The organism is Companilactobacillus sp. HBUAS59699 (genome assembly GCF_036913575.1).
Classification (GTDB): domain Bacteria; phylum Bacillota; class Bacilli; order Lactobacillales; family Lactobacillaceae; genus Companilactobacillus.
The window spans coordinates 367854-388648 of record NZ_JAYKTV010000001.1; the positions used below are offsets into that span (position 1 = coordinate 367854).

20 protein-coding genes are annotated in these 20795 nt (G+C 37.0%); 19 read left to right on the forward strand and 1 reads right to left on the reverse strand.

Annotated elements, in window-relative coordinates; genetic code table 11:
* Window positions 1-11: 11 nt before the first annotated feature.
* The gene (locus U8519_RS01940; protein ID WP_334328643.1) at window positions 12-908 is read left to right on the forward strand and encodes a deoxyribonuclease IV; all 897 of its coding nucleotides are present in this window, start codon (window positions 12-14) and stop codon (window positions 906-908) included.
* A gap of 10 nt (window positions 909-918) precedes the next feature.
* Here U8519_RS01940 and U8519_RS01945 read toward each other — a convergent pair whose 3' ends face one another.
* Window positions 919-1740, reverse strand: coding sequence for a pyruvate, water dikinase regulatory protein (locus U8519_RS01945; protein ID WP_334328644.1), 822 nt, complete (start codon window positions 1738-1740; stop codon window positions 919-921).
* Window positions 1741-1862: 122 nt separating this feature from the next.
* Between U8519_RS01945 and rpsU the strand changes: the two genes are divergently transcribed.
* The 18 genes from rpsU (at window position 1863) to U8519_RS02035 (ending at window position 20669) form a co-directional block, all read left to right on the forward strand.
* Window positions 1863-2045, forward strand: coding sequence for a 30S ribosomal protein S21 (gene rpsU / locus U8519_RS01950; RefSeq protein ID WP_025024478.1), 183 nt, complete (start codon window positions 1863-1865; stop codon window positions 2043-2045).
* Between the two features lie 100 nt (window positions 2046-2145).
* Window positions 2146-3123 carry a PhoH family protein gene (locus U8519_RS01955; protein ID WP_334328645.1) on the forward strand — a complete coding sequence of 326 codons (978 nt, stop codon included), beginning with the start codon at window positions 2146-2148 and terminating at the stop codon, window positions 3121-3123.
* Window positions 3124-3134: 11 nt separating this feature from the next.
* Complete coding sequence (gene ybeY / locus U8519_RS01960) at window positions 3135-3605, forward strand: rRNA maturation RNase YbeY (RefSeq protein ID WP_334328646.1); 471 nt, start codon at window positions 3135-3137, stop codon at window positions 3603-3605.
* Window positions 3606-3628: 23 nt separating this feature from the next.
* Window positions 3629-4030, forward strand: a complete 402-nt coding sequence (locus U8519_RS01965; protein WP_334328647.1) for a cytidine deaminase — start codon at window positions 3629-3631, stop codon at window positions 4028-4030.
* Window positions 4031-4032: 2 nt separating this feature from the next.
* Window positions 4033-4944: a GTPase Era gene (gene era, locus U8519_RS01970; RefSeq protein ID WP_334328648.1), complete on the forward strand. Its 912-nt coding sequence runs from the start codon at window positions 4033-4035 to the stop codon at window positions 4942-4944.
* Window positions 4945-5706, forward strand: coding sequence for a DNA repair protein RecO (recO, locus tag U8519_RS01975; RefSeq protein ID WP_334328649.1), 762 nt, complete (start codon window positions 4945-4947; stop codon window positions 5704-5706).
* A gap of 235 nt (window positions 5707-5941) precedes the next feature.
* Window positions 5942-6853 carry a glycine--tRNA ligase subunit alpha gene (gene glyQ, locus U8519_RS01980; RefSeq protein ID WP_334328650.1) on the forward strand — a complete coding sequence of 304 codons (912 nt, stop codon included), beginning with the start codon at window positions 5942-5944 and terminating at the stop codon, window positions 6851-6853.
* Window positions 6846-8915: a glycine--tRNA ligase subunit beta gene (gene glyS, locus U8519_RS01985; protein ID WP_334328651.1), complete on the forward strand. Its 2070-nt coding sequence runs from the start codon at window positions 6846-6848 to the stop codon at window positions 8913-8915. Before glyQ ends, glyS begins: the two co-directional genes overlap by 8 nt.
* 81 nt (window positions 8916-8996) lie before the next feature.
* Complete coding sequence (gene dnaG / locus U8519_RS01990; RefSeq protein WP_334328652.1) at window positions 8997-10823, forward strand: DNA primase; 1827 nt, start codon at window positions 8997-8999, stop codon at window positions 10821-10823.
* A 20-nt stretch (window positions 10824-10843) separates the two neighbouring features.
* The gene (gene rpoD, locus U8519_RS01995; protein ID WP_334328653.1) at window positions 10844-11965 is read left to right on the forward strand and encodes an RNA polymerase sigma factor RpoD; all 1122 of its coding nucleotides are present in this window, start codon (window positions 10844-10846) and stop codon (window positions 11963-11965) included.
* A 149-nt stretch (window positions 11966-12114) separates the two neighbouring features.
* Window positions 12115-13311, forward strand: a complete 1197-nt coding sequence (locus tag U8519_RS02000; RefSeq protein ID WP_334328654.1) for a cyclopropane-fatty-acyl-phospholipid synthase family protein — start codon at window positions 12115-12117, stop codon at window positions 13309-13311.
* Window positions 13312-13319: 8 nt separating this feature from the next.
* Window positions 13320-14009, forward strand: a complete 690-nt coding sequence (locus tag U8519_RS02005; protein WP_334328655.1) for a tRNA (adenine(22)-N(1))-methyltransferase — start codon at window positions 13320-13322, stop codon at window positions 14007-14009.
* Window positions 14009-14800 carry a Nif3-like dinuclear metal center hexameric protein gene (locus U8519_RS02010; protein WP_334328656.1) on the forward strand — a complete coding sequence of 264 codons (792 nt, stop codon included), beginning with the start codon at window positions 14009-14011 and terminating at the stop codon, window positions 14798-14800. The genes U8519_RS02005 and U8519_RS02010 overlap by 1 nt, the downstream gene beginning before the upstream one ends.
* Before the next feature lie 13 nt (window positions 14801-14813).
* On the forward strand, window positions 14814-16061 hold the full coding sequence (gene pepT / locus U8519_RS02015) for a peptidase T (protein ID WP_334328657.1): 1248 nt from the start codon (window positions 14814-14816) through the stop codon (window positions 16059-16061).
* A 131-nt stretch (window positions 16062-16192) separates the two neighbouring features.
* Window positions 16193-16834, forward strand: coding sequence for a recombinase family protein (locus tag U8519_RS02020; RefSeq protein ID WP_334328658.1), 642 nt, complete (start codon window positions 16193-16195; stop codon window positions 16832-16834).
* Between the two features lie 258 nt (window positions 16835-17092).
* Window positions 17093-18310 (forward strand): C39 family peptidase, encoded by a 1218-nt coding sequence (locus U8519_RS02025; protein ID WP_334328659.1) that lies wholly within the window; start codon window positions 17093-17095, stop codon window positions 18308-18310.
* 14 nt (window positions 18311-18324) lie between these two features.
* On the forward strand, window positions 18325-19155 hold the full coding sequence (locus U8519_RS02030; protein WP_334328660.1) for an SLAP domain-containing protein: 831 nt from the start codon (window positions 18325-18327) through the stop codon (window positions 19153-19155).
* Between the two features lie 20 nt (window positions 19156-19175).
* Window positions 19176-20669, forward strand: coding sequence for a peptidoglycan-binding protein (locus U8519_RS02035; RefSeq protein WP_334328661.1), 1494 nt, complete (start codon window positions 19176-19178; stop codon window positions 20667-20669).
* The last annotated feature ends 126 nt before the right edge of the window (window positions 20670-20795 follow it).

The following is a 20795-nucleotide window of genomic DNA, read 5'->3' on the forward strand; positions in this document are numbered from 1 at the left end:
AGGGTATATTGATGATAATTGGATCACACGTTGCTATGAAGGCACCAAACATGTTGGCTGGCTCAGCTAAAGAAGCACATAGTTATGGAGCTAACGCTATGATGATCTTTACGGGAGCACCGCAAAACACTCGTCGTAAAGATGTTTCAGAAATGAATATTCCTGAGGGTAAACGATTATTAAAATTATATGGAATCGATCATGTAATTGGACATGCTCCTTATATTGTTAATCTTGGCAATACTGTTAAACCTGAAAAATTGCCATTTGGTATTTCATTCATGCACGATGAATTCGAACGTGCTGATGCACTTGGAATTGAAGCTATTAGTTTTCATCCAGGAGCACACTTGAACCAAGGACCAGAGAAGGCACTCTTACAAATCGCCCAGGCATTAGATGAAGCAATATTGCCTGATCAAAAGGTCAGTGTTGCTATCGAAACTATGGCTGGCAAGGGTACTGAAGTTGGAATCAATTTTGAACAAATAGCTTATATCTTTGATCACTGTCAAAATAATGACAAGTTATCCGTAACAATGGATACTTGCCATATGAGTGATGCTGGTTATGATGTCAAAAATGATTTTGATGGTGTTTTGAATGAATTTGATCATGTTATTGGTTTAGATAGATTGTCAGTTGTTCATTTGAATGATTCAAAGAATGAACGTGGTTCACACAAAGATAGACATGATGACATTGGTTTTGGAACGATCGGCTTTGATGCTTTGAATTATGTAGCTCACCATCCTCAGTTGGAAGAGATTCCTAAGATTATGGAAACTCCTTATGTCAAGCGTGATGAGAATGACAAGAAAGGTATTGCTCCATTCAAGGCGGAGATCGATATGTTGCGTGAACAAAAATTTGATCCAGAAATGAAAAATAAATTAATAAAAGGCTAATCCTTGCGGATTAACCTTTTTTGTATCCATTCATTTGTAAGTTTTCCATTATTAAAGCTGCGGTTTCCTCGATTGAACGATCAGCGGTGTTGATTACCGGACAACCTAGTTTAGCGTAAATGTCATTTGAGAATTCAAGTTCTTTTTCAATTTCACTCTTATCAGAGTACGTTGTATCAGGATTCAGTCCATAGGCGATCATTCTTTGACGACGAATCTTCAAAAGAACGTTCATGTCATTAGTGAGTCCAACGATCTTGGAGCGGTCCACCTTCCATAATTCATCAGGAATCTGTGTTTTAGGGCTGATAGGGAGGTTTGCCACCTTGATGTTACGATTTGCTAGATATAGTGACAAAGGGGTCTTAGAAGTCCGAGAAATACCTAATAGAACTAGGTCGGCTTCGAGCAATCCTTGTGGATTTTGGCCATCATCGTTTGAAACGGTGAATTCCATAGCTGAGATCATATCAAAGTATTCATCATCTAAGTTGTGAATGATACCTTTCTTTCTCAAAGGTTCCTGGTGCATGATTTGAGAGAAGGTACCGATAATTGGATTTAGTATGTCATAATAAATAAGTCCATTTCTTTGACAGAAGCCATTAATGATATTACATATTTCTTTTGATACAATTGTATGCAAGATAATAGCTCTTTTTTCTCTTGCCAGATCCAGTATCTCAGTCAAGTGCTGATCATTTTTTACAAATGGATATTTTGTGTATTCAGTTTCTATTTCTGGGAACTGCGCAAATGCAGCGTTGGCAACACGTACAGCAGTCTCTCCAGCAGAGTCTGATAAAACAAAAACGTCTATTTTTTGGGTCATATTAACTCCTCCTAAAAAAAACATAGAAAAATGTTTGAAGATTGAACTCTTTTTGTTATAATAACATATGAGCTGTGAAAGAAATAGAGCAGTTACGTTCAAAGCGGAAGGAGGGATATCATATGTCAAAAACTGTTGTTCATGAAAATGAGTCGCTCGATGATGCTCTTCGTCGTTTTAAACGTTCTGTTTCAAAAAGTGGTACACTTCAAGAATATAGAAAGCGCGAGTTCTACGAAAAGCCAAGTGTTAAGAAAAAGTTAAAATCAGAGGCTGCTCGTAAGCGTAACAAGAAACGTCGTTAATAAGATTAAGGTTAAAACATTTTATGTTTTAACCTTTTTTTTACGAAAAATTTACATTCGTGTGCTATCATTCAAGTAATAATAGGAGGATGTGTATTTATTGGCAGAAAATAAAGAGCAATTTAAAAAGAGCATTCATATTAAGAATCCACAAGATGCAGTCAGTCTATTTGGTGTTAATGATAGTAATCTTAAGTTGATCGAAGAAGGGATGGATATTAGGATCCATGCCTTTGGTGAGGAACTAGATATTACTGGCGATGAAGATAATGTCAACAAGGCTTATTCTTTGGTCGCAAAACTTCTCAAATTGATCGAAAGTGGCATTGGATTGGGTTCGGCTGATATTGTCAGTGGTATGAAGATGGTTGAACGTGGTACATTAGATTACTTTGAAGATCTATATAAAACTGAACTGATCAAGGACTTCAGCGGAAAACCTGTTCGAGTTAGAAATTTTGGTCAAAGACAATATATAAACGCCATTAATCACAATGATATTACATTTGGAATTGGACCCGCTGGTACTGGTAAAACATACTTAGCCGTTGTAATGGCAGTTGCTGCACTGAAAAAGGGCACTGTTAAACGTATCGTTTTAACTAGACCAGCAGTTGAAGCAGGTGAAAGTCTAGGATTCTTGCCTGGTGACTTAAAAGAAAAAGTAGATCCATATTTAAGACCGATCTATGACGCTTTATACGCCATTATAGGAGCTGATCACACGGGACGCCTAATTGAACGTGGTGTGATAGAAATCGCTCCACTGGCTTATATGAGAGGCCGTACGCTAGATGAATCGTTTGTCATTCTAGACGAGGCACAGAATACGACTAGGGAACAAATGAAAATGTTCTTAACTCGTTTAGGTTTTGATTCAAAGATGATCGTAAATGGTGATATTTCTCAAATTGACTTGCCACACCACGCTAGAAGTGGTCTAGTTCAAGCACAGAAAATTTTAAAAAATTTGCCACACATTCAATTCGTTGATTTCACATCAGCCGATGTTGTAAGACATCCAGTTGTAGCTGAAATTATCGATGCATATGATGATTCTGACAAAATTGACAAATAATGGGGATTAACATGGATTTAGAAATTTATAATGACGATAATTTAATTGATCAAGCTCGTGAAGACTGGGTCAACGATATTGTGAACTTCACGTTTAACAAATTAGAATTAAAAGATAACACACAACTTTCAATTCACTTTGTAACAAAAGATGAGATTCACGAAATTAACAAAAAATATCGTGATACTGATCGTGCAACTGATGTTATCAGCTTTGCCATCAATGATGGTGAAGATTCACTTGATTATTTGGAACAACAAATTCCTGATCTACCGCTAGATCTGGGGGATCTATTCATTAGTATTGAAATAGTCGATGAACATGCCAAAGACTATGAACACTCATTTGATCGTGAATTAGGATATACGATCGTGCATGGTATTTTGCATCTTAACGGTTATGATCACATTAAACCTGAGGATGAAAAAGTAATGATCGGATTACAAGAAAAAATTCTCAGCGCTTATGGTTTAAAAAAATAGTATTTAAATAGGAGACTGAGCTAGTGGAAATCAATGAACAAGAATTATTCGATATAGCATATAAAGCCATGGACAACGCCTATACACCTTATTCCAATTACACAGTCGGTGCGGCGATCCTTTGTGATGACGGAAAGATTTATTCTGGAGGAAACATTGAGAATGCTTCTTACGGATTGACTAACTGTGCTGAAAGAACAGCTATCTTTAAAGCTATTTCTGAAGGAGCAAAAGAGATCAAAGCTATTACGATCGTTAATGGCACTTCGGAGATGTCTAAGCCTTGTGGTGCTTGCCGACAAGTAATGAGTGAGTTTATGAAGGCCGACGCACCGGTATTTTTGGCTAACAATACTAATCAATACAAAGAATTTACGTTCAAAGAAATTTTGCCACTGGCATTCAGTGATAAGGATATGGATTAATTATGGATAACAAAAACTTTCGTTCAGGATTTGTCGCAATTGTAGGACGTCCCAATGTTGGTAAATCAACATTTATGAACCGTATTATCAAAGAACAAATTGCAATCACTTCACCAAAGGCACAAACAACTAGAAACAAGATCCAAGGTATTTATACTGATGATGAACGTCAAATCATCTTCTTGGATACACCTGGTATTCATAAGCCACACAATGGTTTGGATCAATATATGGATAAGGCTGCTATTTCAGCATTAAAAGAAGTCGATGCTGTCTTGTTCATGACTGAAGCTGGTCAAAGTGCAGGGCCTGGAGACAAGTTTATTATTGATGAACTGAAGAATGTTAAGGCACCTGTATTCTTGATCCTTAATAAGATCGACTTGATCAATCCGGATGAAATGGCACCACAAATCAGTGAATATTCCGAACTGATGGATTTTGCGGAAGTGATTCCGATCAGTGCAACGAATGGTAATAACATTGATGAAATGATCGATTCTTTGACTAAGGCTCTGCCAAATGGACCTCAATATTATGATGATGACCAAATCACAGATCACCCTGAGTATTTCATCGTTGGTGAATTGATCCGTGAGAAGATCCTTGAAGATACTCGTGATGAAATTCCTCACTCAGTCGCAGTTATCGTTGAGTCGATGAATCAACGTACAGCAGCTGGTAAACTTCAAGTTGAGGCAAGTATTTACGTTGAACGTGATAGTCAGAAACCAATTATCATTGGTAAGGGTGGCAGCATGTTGAAGCACATCGGTATCGGTGCTCGTATTAAGATCGAACATTTGCTTGGCGAGAAGATCAACTTGAAGCTCTGGGTCAGAGTTAAGAAGAACTGGCGTGATGATCCATTATTCTTGAGTCAAGCAGGTTATTCGGTAAAGGATATTAAATAGTTGGCACATAATGTAGCAACAAATTTTTTTGGTATAGTTGTTAGACGGCAGCGTTATAAAGAACGTGATGCACTAGTAACCATTTTGACCAAAGAATATGGATTCAAAACTTTTTTAGTCAGAGGAACTCAGAATTCTAAGTCTAAAATTTCCGGTTCAGTCATTACCTTTTCTTACGGTGACTATACCGGAGTTATTAAGGATGAAGGACTCTCATATTTAAATTCCGCCAGCAATATTAAACAATTCGATGAGATCATCAAAGACATTGAATTGAACGCATATGCGACCTTTTTATTTGATTTGTTCCACAATGCTTTTATTGATGATCCGCTACCTGACGAGTGGTATCGTAGTCTCTTTAAAGCTCTGTTGTACATTGAGAATGGATTCGATGCACAGATAGTTGTAGATATTATGCAGATGCACCTATTGCAAGTATTTGGAGTTGCGCCGAATATGGATTCATGTGTGGTCGGAGGAGAGACTGAGGGTCGATTTGATTATTCAGTTTTGTTGGGAGGAATAATTTGTTCCAAACACTTTGATTCTGATATACATCGTTTGCATATTTCTGAACGAATAGTTTATTTCTTACGATTGTTTACAAAAATTAATCTAGATCAAATCGGTAAAATCGAAATAAAAGACAATAACAAGGATTTGATTCAACATGCTATTGATGCAATTTACGAAGGATCAGTCGGTTATTATCCAAAGAGTAAGAAGTTTATCGATGATATGAAAACTTGGCACATTTAGCTTGGTCTAGGCAATTGACAATAATTTTTAAATTGCTATAATTGACTTTATGAAAACAGCGACGTGGGACAGTGAAAGCCACGCAGATTCAATGGCGAGCAACAATTTAATTTTTTAATAAAAGAGCAGGACTAAAGTCCTGAATTAGGGTGGAACCGCGAATTCATTCGTCCCTTGCTAGGTAGATAACTATACCTTGCAAGGGATTTTTTGTGTTTGCCCGAAGGGAGACAATATGGCAAAAAAATTGAATGTACAAAATATGATTTTGACACTTCAGAAATTCTGGGGTGACAAGGGCTGCATGTTAATGCAAGCTTATGATACTGAAAAAGGTGCCGGAACAATGAGTCCCTACACATTCCTACGTGCAATCGGACCAGAACCTTGGAACGCCGCATATGTTGAACCATCAAGACGTCCAGCTGATGGTCGTTACGGTGAGAACCCTAACCGTTTGTATCAACATCACCAATTTCAAGTTGTTATGAAACCAGCTCCAGAAGATATTCAAGAGTACTATTTGGATTCACTTCGTGCTCTAGGTATTGAACCTTTGGAACATGATATTCGTTTCGTTGAAGATAACTGGGAGAATCCATCAATGGGTTGTGCCGGTGTTGGTTGGGAAGTTTGGCTTGACGGTATGGAAGTTTCACAATTTACATACTTCCAACAAGTCGGTGGTCTTGCTTGCAAACCTGTAACTAGTGAAATCACTTATGGTGTGGAACGTCTGGCTTCATACATTCAAAACGTAAATTCAGTTTACGATCTTGAATGGGGAGACGGCGTATTATACGGTGACATCTTCAAGGAACCTGAATACGAACATTCAAAATACTCATTTGAAGAGAGTAACCAAGATATGTTATTCAAATTCTTTGATGAATATGAAAAAGAGGCTAATCGCTTGATGGATCTAGGATTAGTTCATCCAGCTTATGATTATATTTTGAAGTGCAGTCACACATTTAATTTGCTAGATGCTCGTGGAGCAGTTTCTGTTACTGAAAGAGCCGCATTCCTATCACGTATTAGAAAGATGGCACATAAAGTTGCCAAAGCATTTGTTGAAGAACGTAAGAAGCGTGGCTTCCCACTTTTGGCAAATAGCGATGCAGTAAAGGAGAACGAAAATGACTAAAAATTACCTATTAGAAATTGGATTGGAAGAAATGCCGGCTCATGTTGTAACTAATAGTGTTAATCAACTTGCCCAAAAAGCCGCAAAATTTTTAAAGGATAATCGTATTTCCTTCTCTACAATTGAAAAATATTCAACTCCTAGACGTTTGGCTTTGATTATTAAAGATATCGCTGAAAAGCAAACGGATATTGATGTTAAAGCAAAAGGTCCATCTAAAAAAATTGCTCAAGATGCTGACGGTAATTGGACTAAGGCTGCTCAAGGTTTTGCTCGTGGACAAGGGATGACACCAGATGACATTTTCTTCGAAGATTTGAAGGGTACGGAATATGCCTACATTCAAAAACATGAAGATGGTAAGAAAGTTGAAGATGTTTTGACTGATATTACTGATGTTGTAAAATCTCTTACATTCCCAACCAGAATGCACTGGGCATCATATGATTTTGAATATATTCGTCCAATTCACTGGTTAGTTTCACTATTGAATAATGAAGAAGTTCCATTACAAATTTTGGATATTAAATCAGGTCGTATGACACGTGGACATCGTTTCTTAGGCGAGGACGTTGAAATTGACGATGCCACAAATTACGTTGAAAAATTAAGATCACAATTTGTTATCGTTGATGCTAAAGAACGTAAGGACTTGATCTCAAATCAAATTAAGACGATTGCCGATGACAATAACTGGGTTATCGATGTTGATCCTGACTTGTTAGAGGAAGTTAATAACTTAGTTGAATATCCAACAACATTCCATGGTTCATTTGATCGAAAATATCTAGAAATTCCTGAAGAAGTTTTGATTACTTCAATGAAGGATAATCAAAGATATTTCTACGTTAGAAATCATGAAGGCAAACTAGAACCATACTTTATCGGTGTTAGAAACGGTAATTCAGAACATATCGAAAATGTTATTAAAGGTAACGAAAAAGTTCTTGTTGCTAGACTTGAAGATGCTGATTTCTTCTATAAAGAAGACCAAAAGAAGACAATTGCCGATTATGTAAATAAACTTAAGACGGTTAACTTCCACGTTAAAATTGGTACGATGTATGAAAAGATGCAACGTGTACATCAAATTTCTGAACATTTGGCTAAATTATTTAACTTGTCAGATTCTGAAACCAAAGATGTCTTGCGTGCCAGTGATATTTATAAATTTGATTTGGTTACAAGTATGGTCGATGAATTCCCAGAACTTCAAGGTGTCATGGGAGAGAAGTATGCTAGCTTAATGGGTGAAGATGACGCAGTTGCTGCAGCCGTCAAAGAACATTACATGCCAATTTCTGCTGAAGGTGAATTACCAGCAACAAAAGTTGGAGCTACACTAGCCATCGCTGATAAGATCGATTCATTAGTAACATTCTATGCTGTAGACTTGATTCCTAGCGGTTCTAACGATCCGTATGCTTTACGTCGTCAAGCATACGGTATTGTAAGAATTCTTGATAAGTATCAATGGTCATTGAACTTGAACGACTTACAAGACTATCTAAAAGCAAACTTAACTGTTCCTGCAAAACTTGATTTGTCAGCTCATGTTAAAGACATCGATCAATTCATGATCGACCGTGTTCGTCAATTGCTTGGTACAACTGAAGTCAGAAATGACATCGTGGATGCTGTAACTGCAGGTTCAACGATTGATCCAATCATGATGATCGATACTGCTAAAGTATTACAAGCCCATGTATTAGATGATGATTTCAAGGCGGTTATTGAAGCACTTGGCCGTGTCGTTAACTTGTCTAAGAAAGCTAAGTTCGGATATAGTGATGATCTCAAACTCGATGAATCGCTGTTTGAAAACCCATCAGAATCAACTTTGAATGATCAAGTGCAAAAGATCGTTCAAGCAAATGAAACTGATGCCGAAAAATTGTACGGTGAATTAGCCTCATTGAAACCAGCTATTGATAGTTACTTCGATGAGAATATGATTATGGCTAAAGACGAGAAGATTAAGAATAACCGTTTGACTCAACTAGTCATCGCAAACCATTTAATTGCAAAATTGGGAGATTTGTCTAAAATTGTAGTTAAGTAGTCAAAATGTTTGTAATAGCAGTGACAATATGGTAAATTATAGTTCACTGTTTTTATAGATATATTTGAGGGGGTGACGGCCATGGCAACTCGGATTCCACAGGAATTTATTGATGAAGTTACCTCAAAAACCAACATTGTTGATGTAATTAGTAAGTACGTACAACTGAAGAAGTCAGGTAAAAACTTATTTGGATTGTGTCCTTTCCATGAGGAGAGAACACCGTCTTTTTCAGTAGCGGAAGATAAGCAGATCTTCCATTGTTTTAGTTGCGGTCGTGGTGGAAATGTCTTCAAGTTCATTATGGAGATGGAGAGCAAAAGCTTCCCTGAATCTGTAATTGAAGTTGCACAAATGGGAAATATTCCTATACCCGATCAATACCAAACTAGTAGTGATAATTATCAAAACTCTGACAGCCAAGTCTTGATAAAGATGTATTCAGAGGCTGCCAAGTTATACAGTCATATTCTATTAAAGACTGAAAATGGTACACCAGCATTAAGATATTTGAACGGACGTGATTTAGACAATAGTTTAATAGAGACTTTTGGCTTAGGATATGCGCCTAATAATTCAAATCTCTTGCTTCAATTCTTCAAAGATCGTAAAATTTATGATTCAACCCTAAGAAAATCAGGATTGTTCGCTGAAAATCAAGAAGGTGAATTATTTGATCGTTTCAGAGATCGAGTGATGGTACCAATTACGGATGAGGCAGGTAATATTATTGCTTTTTCTGGTAGAATCTTGAACAAGGCTGAGGGTACTGCAAAGTACATGAATAGTCCTGAAACACCGATTTTTAACAAAAGTAAAGCACTGTTTAATCTAAGTAATGCCAAAAAAACTATTCGTGATAATAAGAACGTAATTTTGTTTGAAGGCTTTATGGATGTAATCAGTGCATATAAAGCTGGAGTTACTAATGGTGTTGCTTCAATGGGAACTAGTTTAACTGATCAGCAATTATACACCTTGAGTCGCTTAACTAATCAGATCAATATCTGTTATGACGGAGATAATCCTGGTGTAGAGGCGACCTATCGAGCACTGACACAGTTAAATGACGACCGCTTCTCATATGGAGTCATCAGTGTTCCAAATCAAAAAGATCCAGATGAGTACATTCGTAGCGAAGGCGCTGATAAGTTTAAGAGTTTGGTAGAAAATGGTGTACAGACACCAATGTCATTCATCTTGAATTATTTCCGTAGAAACTATAACCTCAATAATGAGCATGATCAGATCGAGTTCCTCAATCGTTCGTTGAGTGAAATCGTGAAGTTGCAATCACCGGTTGAGGTTGACATGTACGTTGGCAAAATTGCTGACGAAATGGGTGTTTCTAAGGAAGCCATTAATAAGGAGCTAGATACGCTGCGTCGAAAGATGGCTATCAAGCGACCAGCTAATAATAACAAGAATGTACAGCAAGCAGCACTTGAAAAAGTAACTGCGACCGTTCGTTCGAATTATGATCGAATCGAAAAATCTGAGCGCTGTCTGATTTATTGGGCAATCAACTTCCCGGAGGTAAGAATCAATCTGAAGGGAAGCGGGTTCGAATTTGTCCATGCTAATTACCAAGAGCTATTTAACTCTTTATTGTCTTACTCTGAACAGGAGCAGACCGATGAAGAGGAGATCAATATTTCTGATTTTATGAATGTTCTGGATAATGACCAGAAGAATTTGTTAGCAGAATTGGAGATGATGGCGATGCCGGCAGAGTATAGTGATCAAGAGATTGATGATTATATCAATAATATTAATAATTCAGGTCTTGAAGTTAAGGTATCTGATATTAATCGTCGACTGAAAGAAGCCGCAATGGTAGGTGACAGTAAGTTACAATTAGAACTAACAAAACAATTGATCGATGTTAGAAGATTGTTGAGTAACTAAAGCATACTGGAGGAAAATACATGGCAACTAAAAAAACAACAGTATCAAAAGAATTAAAGAATGCTACAAAGAAACTTGTCAAAGATCTTAAGAAGACAGGTTCAATTACCGAAGATGATCTACAAGAAAAAATCATCAAGCCTTATGGTCTAGAAGGTGAAGCCCTAACAAACTTTATCAGTGAACTTGAGGATCAAGGTATCGGTGTTGTCGATGAAAAGGGTAATCCAAGTAAGCTTTCTCTTTTGAAGGAAAAGAAAGAAGAAGAAAAAGACCCTAAGAAGAAGAACGATACTTCTGCTCCAACAGATATCAAAGTTAACGATCCTGTCCGTATGTACTTGAAGGAAATCGGTCGTGTTCCATTGTTGAACGCTCAACAAGAAGTTGATCTTGCTTTGAAGATCGAACAAGGGGATGAAGAGGCTAAACAACGTCTAGCTGAAGCCAACCTTCGTTTGGTTGTTTCAATTGCTAAGAGATATGTTGGCCGTGGTATGCAATTTCTTGATTTGATTCAAGAAGGTAATATGGGACTAATGAAGGCCGTTGAAAAATTCGATTATCGTCTAGGATTCAAGTTCTCTACCTATGCAACATGGTGGATCAGACAGGCTATTACGCGTGCTATTGCTGACCAAGCTCGTACCATCCGTATCCCTGTACATATGGTTGAAACGATCAACAAGTTGATCCGTATCCAACGTCAATTACTTCAAGACCTTGGCCGTGAGCCATTGCCTGAAGAAATTGGTGCTGAAATGGACATGCCTACAGGCAAAGTTCGTGACATCTTGAAGATTGCTCAAGAACCAGTATCATTGGAAACACCTATTGGTGAAGAGGACGACTCACACCTTGGTGATTTCATTGAGGATTCAGATGCTACAAGTCCTGAAGACCATGCTTCATATGAACTGTTGAAGGAACAACTTGAGAATGTTTTGGATACTTTGACTGATCGTGAAGAAAACGTACTTCGTCTACGTTTTGGTCTAGATGATGGTAGAACTAGAACTTTGGAAGAAGTAGGTAAGGTATTTGGCGTTACTCGTGAACGTATTCGTCAAATCGAAGCCAAAGCTCTTAGAAAGCTACGTCACCCATCAAGATCAAAGCAATTGAAGGATTTCTTGGAATAAAATTAATCATCAAAGATAGAAGAACAGTCAAATTTGTGGCTGTTCTTTTTTATTATATTTTTTCTGAAAATATCATACTAAATAGTTATGTTTTTTCACGAATTGCGTTACCATGGTATCATAGCTACTTTTATGGAGGGTTTTAATTTATGTTAGATAAAAAAATCTATGATGAGATATTTTCTCATTCATTTACTATGCCGATCAAGGTTGTTTATTGGGATGGCAAAGAGAAGAATTATGGTCCAAAAGGAAAGTCTGACATAACTATCAAGTTTAATACTAAAGTTCCAATTTCCGAAGTTGTTAAACATGCCACACTTACTTTAGGTGAAGCCTACATGGATAAGGATATTGAAATCGAAGGTTCGATCCAAAAACTTATCATGAATGCTTATACACAATCAGAAAGCTTCATGTCAAATGTTAAATTGAAGAAGTTTATTCCTAAATTTAGTCATAGTGAAGAAAGTAATAAAAAAGAAATTCAAGAACATTACGATATTGGTAATGATTTTTATAAGTTATGGCTCGATAAGACTATGACTTACTCATGTGCTTATTTCCGTACACCAGAAGATACGCTTGAACAAGCACAGATGAACAAGGTACATCATATTTTGAACAAACTTAATACTAAACCAGGCGAAACAATTATTGATGTTGGTTGCGGCTGGGGTACAATGATGTTCACTGCTGCTAAGGAATACGGCATGAAAGCTAAGGGTGTAACTCTTAGTCAAGAACAATACGATTACGTTAATAACAAGATTCAAGAAGAGAATTTAACTGACCAAATGGAAGTTATTCTTGAAGATTATCGTGAAATCGACGAGAAGTTCGATCACGTTGTTTCCGTTGGTATGTTCGAACACGTTGGTGAAACTCATCTTGAGAATTACTTCAAACAAATCAAGAACTTACTTAAGCCAAATGGTACAGCACTTATTCATGGTATTACTGGACAACATGAAGGACTTGGCGTTGATCCTTGGTTAGTTAAATATATCTTCCCAGGTGGTTACATTCCTGATATTAAAGAGAATATCGGACATATTATGGATGCTAAGTTACAAATCGATGATATCGAACCATTAAGACGTCATTACCAAAAGACAGTTGAAATTTGGCGTCATAATTTCCTTAAGGTTGAAGATAAAGTTAATGATATGTATGGTGAAAGATTCGTACGTATGTGGGACTTATATCTACAAGCTTGTGCAGCATCATTTGAAAGTGGTAATATCGATGTGATTCAATACTTACTTACAAACGGTCCTAGTGGCTCATCTATGCCTATGACACGTGAATACATGACAGACTTAGACAGAAAGACTGCAGAATAGAGGTTAATGTGACTTTACTATCAAAAAGATTACAAGCCGTTTATCAAATGGTAGACGCTGGAACTAGAGTGGCAGATATCGGTTCAGATCATGCTTACTTACCAGTTGAATTAATTGAAACTGGAGTCGTACGATATGCGATCGCTGGAGAAGTGGCTGAAGGACCAATGTCTCGCTCGAAGGCTGACGTTGAGAAGTTTGGTTTAAGTGACAAAATCGACGTCCGTTTAGGTGATGGACTAGCTGTTATCAATGAAGAAGATAAGATTGATACAGTTACTATCGCCGGAATGGGCGGTATTTTGATATGTGATATTTTGTCTCGAGCAACCGAAGCTCAGTTATTAAATGTTAAGACTTTGATATTACAACCTAATATTGGCGAACCCTTGGTGCGTCATTGGTTGGTGGATCATAGCTTTGAAATTATCGATGAAGATATATTATCTGAAGATCATCATGATTATGAGATTATCAAAGCACAAAAAAAGAACTCAGTTAGTGAATTAACTGAGGCTCAGTTTTTGATGGGTCCGATACTAATGTCGAGAAAGTCTACAGCTTTCGTCAATAAGTGGCAACGCAAACTCAATGGTTATCAAAAAGCTGTTGATAATATGCATAATGCCAAGCAAATTGATGAGGCTAAGATAAGTAAGATGAAGCAATATATCAAATATGTTGAGGAGATCTTATAATGGTTAAAGTTCAAGATGTTATCAATCAAGTAGAAGAATATGCACCCCTAGCAATCAAAATGGATGGGGATCCCACCGGATTTCAAATTGGTGATCGTAATCAAGAAGTTCATCGAATCATGACAACGCTAGACGTTAGACCTCGCGTTGTTCAAGAAGCTATCGATAAGAATATTGATTTGATTTTGGCTCATCATCCTATTATGTTCAGACCAGCAAAGAATCTTGATTTGAATTCAGCTCAAAACAAGATGTATGCTGATCTGTTGTCACACAACATTGCGGTGAATGCTTCGCATACTAATATGGACAAGGCACATGGCGGTATGAATGATTGGCTGATGGAAAAACTTGAACTTGATAATGTCCATTATCTTGATCCAGATGATGATTATTCGATCGGTAGAGTAGGTGAATTATCAGAATCTATGGACTTGTTAGATTTTGCAAAAAAAGTTCGTGATACTTATAATTTACCTAACCTTAGATATGTCAAATCTGAATTAGGACAACCTGTAAAAAAGGTCGCAATAATTGGCGGTGACGCTGGTAAGTTCTATCCCGAAGTATTAAAAGCTGGTGCTGATACATTTATTACTGGTGATGTCTATTATCATACTGCCCACGATATGATGTCAGCTGGATTAAACGTTGTTGATCCAGGACACCATATTGAAGCAATTTTTATCGAAAAAATGGCCAATTTGCTTAATGATTGGAAAAAGGGTAATCATTGGGACGTAGATATAGTACAATCAGAAGTAGATACAGAACCATATAATTTTATTTAGGGAGTGTGTGGAAATGGCAATTAAATACGAAAAATTAGTACCACGTTTCTTGGGTTATGTAAAAGAGAATACTCGTTCTGATGAGAATTCAGACACGATTCCTTCAACTGAAAGACAAACAGTCTTTTTGAACAAGTTGGCTGATGAATTAAAGGAAATCGGTTTGAGTGATGTAAAGATCAATCCAGTTAACTCATACTTAACCGCTGAACTTCCATCGAACTTGGATCATGATGTCCCAGTTCTTGGTTTAATTTCTCATGTTGATACTGCTGATTTTAATTCTGAAAACATTCAACCAAAAATCGTTGAGAACTATGATGGTAAGAGTGTCATCAAACTTGATGAAGACGGCAAGTATACACTTGATCCAGCAGTGTTCCCATCATTAAAAAATTATACTGGTCAAACACTTATAACAACTAGTGGTGATACTTTGTTGGGATCAGATGATAAGTCTGGTGTTGCTGAAATCATTACTGCAATGGAATATTTGATCGATCATCCCGAGGTTAAACATGGCAAGGTTAAGATTGGACTTGGACCTGATGAGGAAATTGGTACAGGTTCACTTAAGTTCGATGTTGACGACTTTGGTGCAGACTTTGCTTATACCGTTGATGGTGGTCCAGTTGGACAACTTGAATACGAGACATTCAGTGCTGCTAGTCTAAAAGTCTATATTACTGGTAAAGATGTTCACCCAGGTTCTGCTAAAGATATTATGATCAATGCTGTTAATATTGCAACAGAATTCCAAACAGCATTGCCTGATGATGAAGTTCCTGAAAAGACTGACGGTCGCCAAGGATTCTTCCATCTACTTGAATTAAAAGGAACAGTTGATAATGCCTACATGGACTACATTATCCGTGACTTTGATCGTGATGGTTTGGAAGCACGTAAGAATAAGGCCACTGAAATTGCTAAAGCACTAAACGACAAGTATGGTGAAGGTACAGTAAGACTTGATATGCATGATGAATATTACAATATGATCGATGTTATCAAGGATCATATGGATGTAGTTAAGATTGCTGAAGAAGCCTTGAAGAATCTAGGAATTGAACCTGATGAAGAACCAGTTCGTGGTGGTACAGATGGTTCAACCATTTCATTCATGGGACTTCCAACTCCTAACTTGTTCGCTGGTGGAGAGAATATGCACGGACGTTACGAATATGTAGCTGAGGAATCAATGGAAAAGGCCGTTGATGTAATTCTTGAAATTATTAAATTGAATAATGATAGTAAAAAATAATTAATCGTTTGAGAGGCAATCGCTTAGATTAGGCGATTGCCTTTTTTATTATCTAAGTTTTGAAAATGTCACTCTTTCTATAGATTCAGCTAGTAATGAATGGCTGAATCTATAGGAGGAGTGATTTTTTTATGTCGGAAGATAACATCGAAGTATTGATCGGTTACGTTAGAGTGTCTACTATTGAAGATCGACAGAAGTTAGGATTTGAAGCCCAGAAAAGAATACTAAAAGATAACAATGTCGACTATATTTATAGTGAAAAAATTAGTGGTCGAAAAGATGACCGACCGCAATTCAGAAAGGCAATTAAAAAATGTAAAAAATTGTCTCAAAGTGGGGCAGATGTGACTTTTGTGGTTGTAAAACTGGATAGAGTTTCACGTAAGATGTCGTCATTATTAAATATTTTGGAGGATTTAAAAGAAAATAATATTTCATTTAGGTCCATCAACGAAAATATTGATACAACGTCAGCAACAGGTATATTAATGATGCAGTTATTGGCGATGTTTAGTGAATTTGAAGTGAATACATTGCGAACTAGAACTAAAGAGGCATTGCGTCAAGCAAAATTAGATGGAAAAATTTTAGGCAGGCCTTCATATAATGAAAATATCCGTCAAAAAGTTGTAAGTATGTATAGGAATCCCGATTTGACGGTAAAGGAAGTCGCTGAAAAATGTAATGTTTCTGAAAGAACGGTTTATAGAATCGCAAAAGATAACAAATTATCACGATCTTTTAAAAATGGGGCTTCATATTTGGATTAGCTTGACTTATACTTATTACATAAAAATAATGGTATTTACTGCCATATACGAACGTATTTGACAGCAGGAGTGCCGCTTGAAATATCTCACTAAAAGTGTTGATATGACTGATTTTAATCAGTTCATGTCAGCACTTTTTTTGTTATGTCAGTTACGTTCGTTATTGGCAGTTTTGTCATGAAATAATCAGGGAGGGATATTTCAAAAGTCATATTTATGTAATATTTTAATTACATTTTGAACTTATAGGGGGATAAAATGAATTTTAACAAAAAACTACTCTATGCCACGATACTTGCATCCAGTTGTTTACTTTCTGCTAATGTTGTAAAAGCCGATACGACTGATAATGCTAACGAATCAGTTAGCCAGACTGTATCTGTAGGTTCAGAAGTTACAGAAAATAATCAAACTGATAGTAGTGCAGATGCATCGGAGACAGATTCGACAGCTAATTCGGGTCAAGTACAGAAACAATCCACTGAAGATACAACTCAAGTAACCCAAGATGTTCAACAGGGTGGACAAGAAGTTAATACGCAACAAGTTCAGAATGTTGAAAAAATAGATGGTGTTTACAATACCAGTAATCATGTAACTCTACTGTATCAATCCGATGGTACTCCGATAAAAAATCGAGCTCTAATGGCAAATACTGCTTGGTATACAAATGCCCGTCAAACGATGACGGATGGATCAAATTATTATCGTGTTGCGACTAATGAATTCGCTAGTGGTAGTGATGGAACGTATACGCCATATGTTCAACCTTATTCAGGAAATGGAACTGTTGTCTATAAGACAGGTTCCAGTATTCATGATTTCCAGGGATATGGTAATAAGGCAATTTATTCAGGAAATGATTTGCCCACTGGTAGTAGTTGGAAGATAAGTAGTCACGCTAATATTGGGGGCAAAGAATGGTATCAAATTGGCAATAATACTTGGGTTCCACAAGATTATGTCGTAGTAAATGGTGGTCAATATAAGTCAGCAGACTGGTTGTCAGGTGTTCCTCTGATTTCTCAACGTCCAGAATTGCCTAATGGATGTGAAATTACAGCGGTAACGATGATGCTGCAATATGCTGGAGCTAATGTTGACAAGATGCAAATGGCAAGAGAAATGCCACGAAGTGGTGATCCCAATTATGGATATATTGGTCAACCATGGGATGGAACTGGTATTACAATCTTTCCACCTGCATTGATGAACTTGGTAGAAAAATATGCAGGTACGGCTAAGAATCTTACAGGTCAAGGATTCGATGCAATTAAGTATCAAATCAATATTGGTCATCCTGTTGTCACGTGGAATACCTTACATGGATTTCCATATCATGCATTAGTCGTTACTGGATATGATTCTAATTATGTCTACTACAACGATTGTTGGACAAATCAAACTACACAAATGGGTATTAATCAATTTATAAATAATTGGAATACACAAAACAGACGTGCAATCAGTTATTAGAGGGGAATATTCTGATGAAATTATCATTAAAGAAATCATTATTAGGTATTGCAGCAATAACTATGTCAGTTGGTGGCATCCTTACCACAACTGAGAGCCAGGTAAATGCTGAAACGGTTAGACCAACAGTCTTCGTTCGTTTCGTTACTAGACTATACACTCGTGATGGGAAAATTATAGGTAATCGTGCTTTGGGACCATACACCAGTTGGGCTGTTGGAAAAACAGGATTTATTCAAGGTTCTAGGTATTATCAAGTGGCCACAAATGAGTATGTGAAAGCGGGAGACGGTCAAATTATCAATGATACTAATCATGATGTCCCATTAAGCAATTACAAACCAGATGCCATTAAAATTAATGATTACTTTGTTAAGTATGTGAATGCTCTGCATGCAGCTAACGGTACAGCACCAGTTCATACAACAAGTGATTTCATTAATTATGCAAACCAGAGAGCTGCTCAACAATCGACCGGAAACTTAAATCACACTACAGCATCTCGTGATACTTCGGAAAATTTATCTACTGGTGGTTTGAATTATATGCGTGATAACCAAATTTTATATGGATATATCACTTCAGATAAACAATTGGCATATTATTTATTGAAATCTTGGTATGGTGATGAGCTTAATCCCACACCAATTGGTCAACGAGGGCACTTTGGTCATCGTGCGGCATTGATATATTCAGGTCCAACCGTAGCATTTGGAATTTCAGATACTGCAGCCGCATATGTTGCTGACTGGGATTACAGCACATATGATCAATTCGATGCACTATATAATTACACAGGTTCAAATCCGAATACCAAATTTGTTTCAGAAGATGCAGTTCAATAAAAATATATAGGGGAATTAAAATGAATAATAAAACTAAATTTGTAATGCTTTGTGGTTTTGCTTTAACAACACTTTTGGCAACTCAACAAACAGTAAAAGCTGATACAACAACAGATTCACAACAGGTTGAAAATGTTGCTACAACAGATACAAACAATACAAATACACAAGCTGTTTCACAATCTACTACAGCTGATCCACAAAATGATCAAGGTACAACAAAGGATGAAACAACTTCACTTGTCGATTACGCACAGGATAATAATCAACAACAAGCACCTCAAACTTCAACTAATGACACAGCTGATACTACACAAAATACACAAGAATCAGATGCAACCACTCAAGCCGATGCTTCATCATCAAATATTACTCACATTAAGGGTGTTGTGGAAACACACCAAATCACATATTTGTATACCAAAGATGGTTCTCAAATCAAGAATCGCGCTTTGATGGCAAATACGCCATGGGCAACTGATCAAAAACTATCTCTTTCAGATGCTAGTTATTATCGTGTTGCTACAAACGAATATGCCAACAGCAATGATGTCACTATGCAATATGGTACGTCAGCTACTGGTATTGTCCGCGTAAAACAAAGTGGCGCTGTTAATTACAAACGTGAAGATACAGGATTTGTTAAAAATGGACAACCTAACCAAAGTGCTAATTCAACATGGAAATATAACAAAACTGATAGTTTAAATGGTTTAACTTATTATCAAATTGCTAACAACGTTTGGTTGAATAGTGATGATGCCACAGTTGCTCCTGCATATCAAAATCCAGCAGGTTGGCTACAAATTCAAAATACACAAATCAAACCAGTTGGTAACGTAGGCTATGACTTGTACAACGGTGTAGAAGGAATCAAGACTTGGTTAGTAAGAAGATATTTCGGTTATTCAAATGCCCATACAATTTATGATGGTGCAGTTGCATCTTCAGTTAGAAATCTACAATCACGTAATGGCTTGCCCGTCACTGGTGTTGTTGATCTTGCAACATGGAAAGCAATGGGATACTCAGAATCAGATTGGTATGATATTGATTCATATGTTGCACCACTACAAACAAATATGACAAGTAGTCGTTCAGATCATATTGAAGCTATGATCAATCAAGCTTATAAGTATATTGGTCAACCATGGATCTCTGGTGCTGCTTCCATGCCAGCTTATGGTGTTGATTGTTCAGGGTTAGTTACACAAGCACTATACGCATCAGGTATTGACTCAGCTCCAATCTCAAATATTCAACACGCACAACCAGGACACGAATGGAATAGTCGTGACTATTGGGCAGATTCACGTATCCCACAAGTAAACTTCAATAGTCGTCAACGTGGAGACTTGATTTTCTTTGCGGATCCATCAACTGGTGTTGTATGGCATGTTGGTATCTTATTGAACCCAGATACAATGATTGAATCATGGCCATTTGCCGTTCAAGTACATTCAATCTATTCGTCACGTGGAACCATCGTCGGCGTAAAACGTGTATTTGCTTAATTAATCAGGAGGGTCACGTTTTATGGGACGTTGAGAACCCAGGTAGGGTTTTTCAAGAAATTAATTGGGGCGAGGATGATGACGGTTGTAGTTGTATTGTAGCAATTCTTGCTATTATTACTGTAC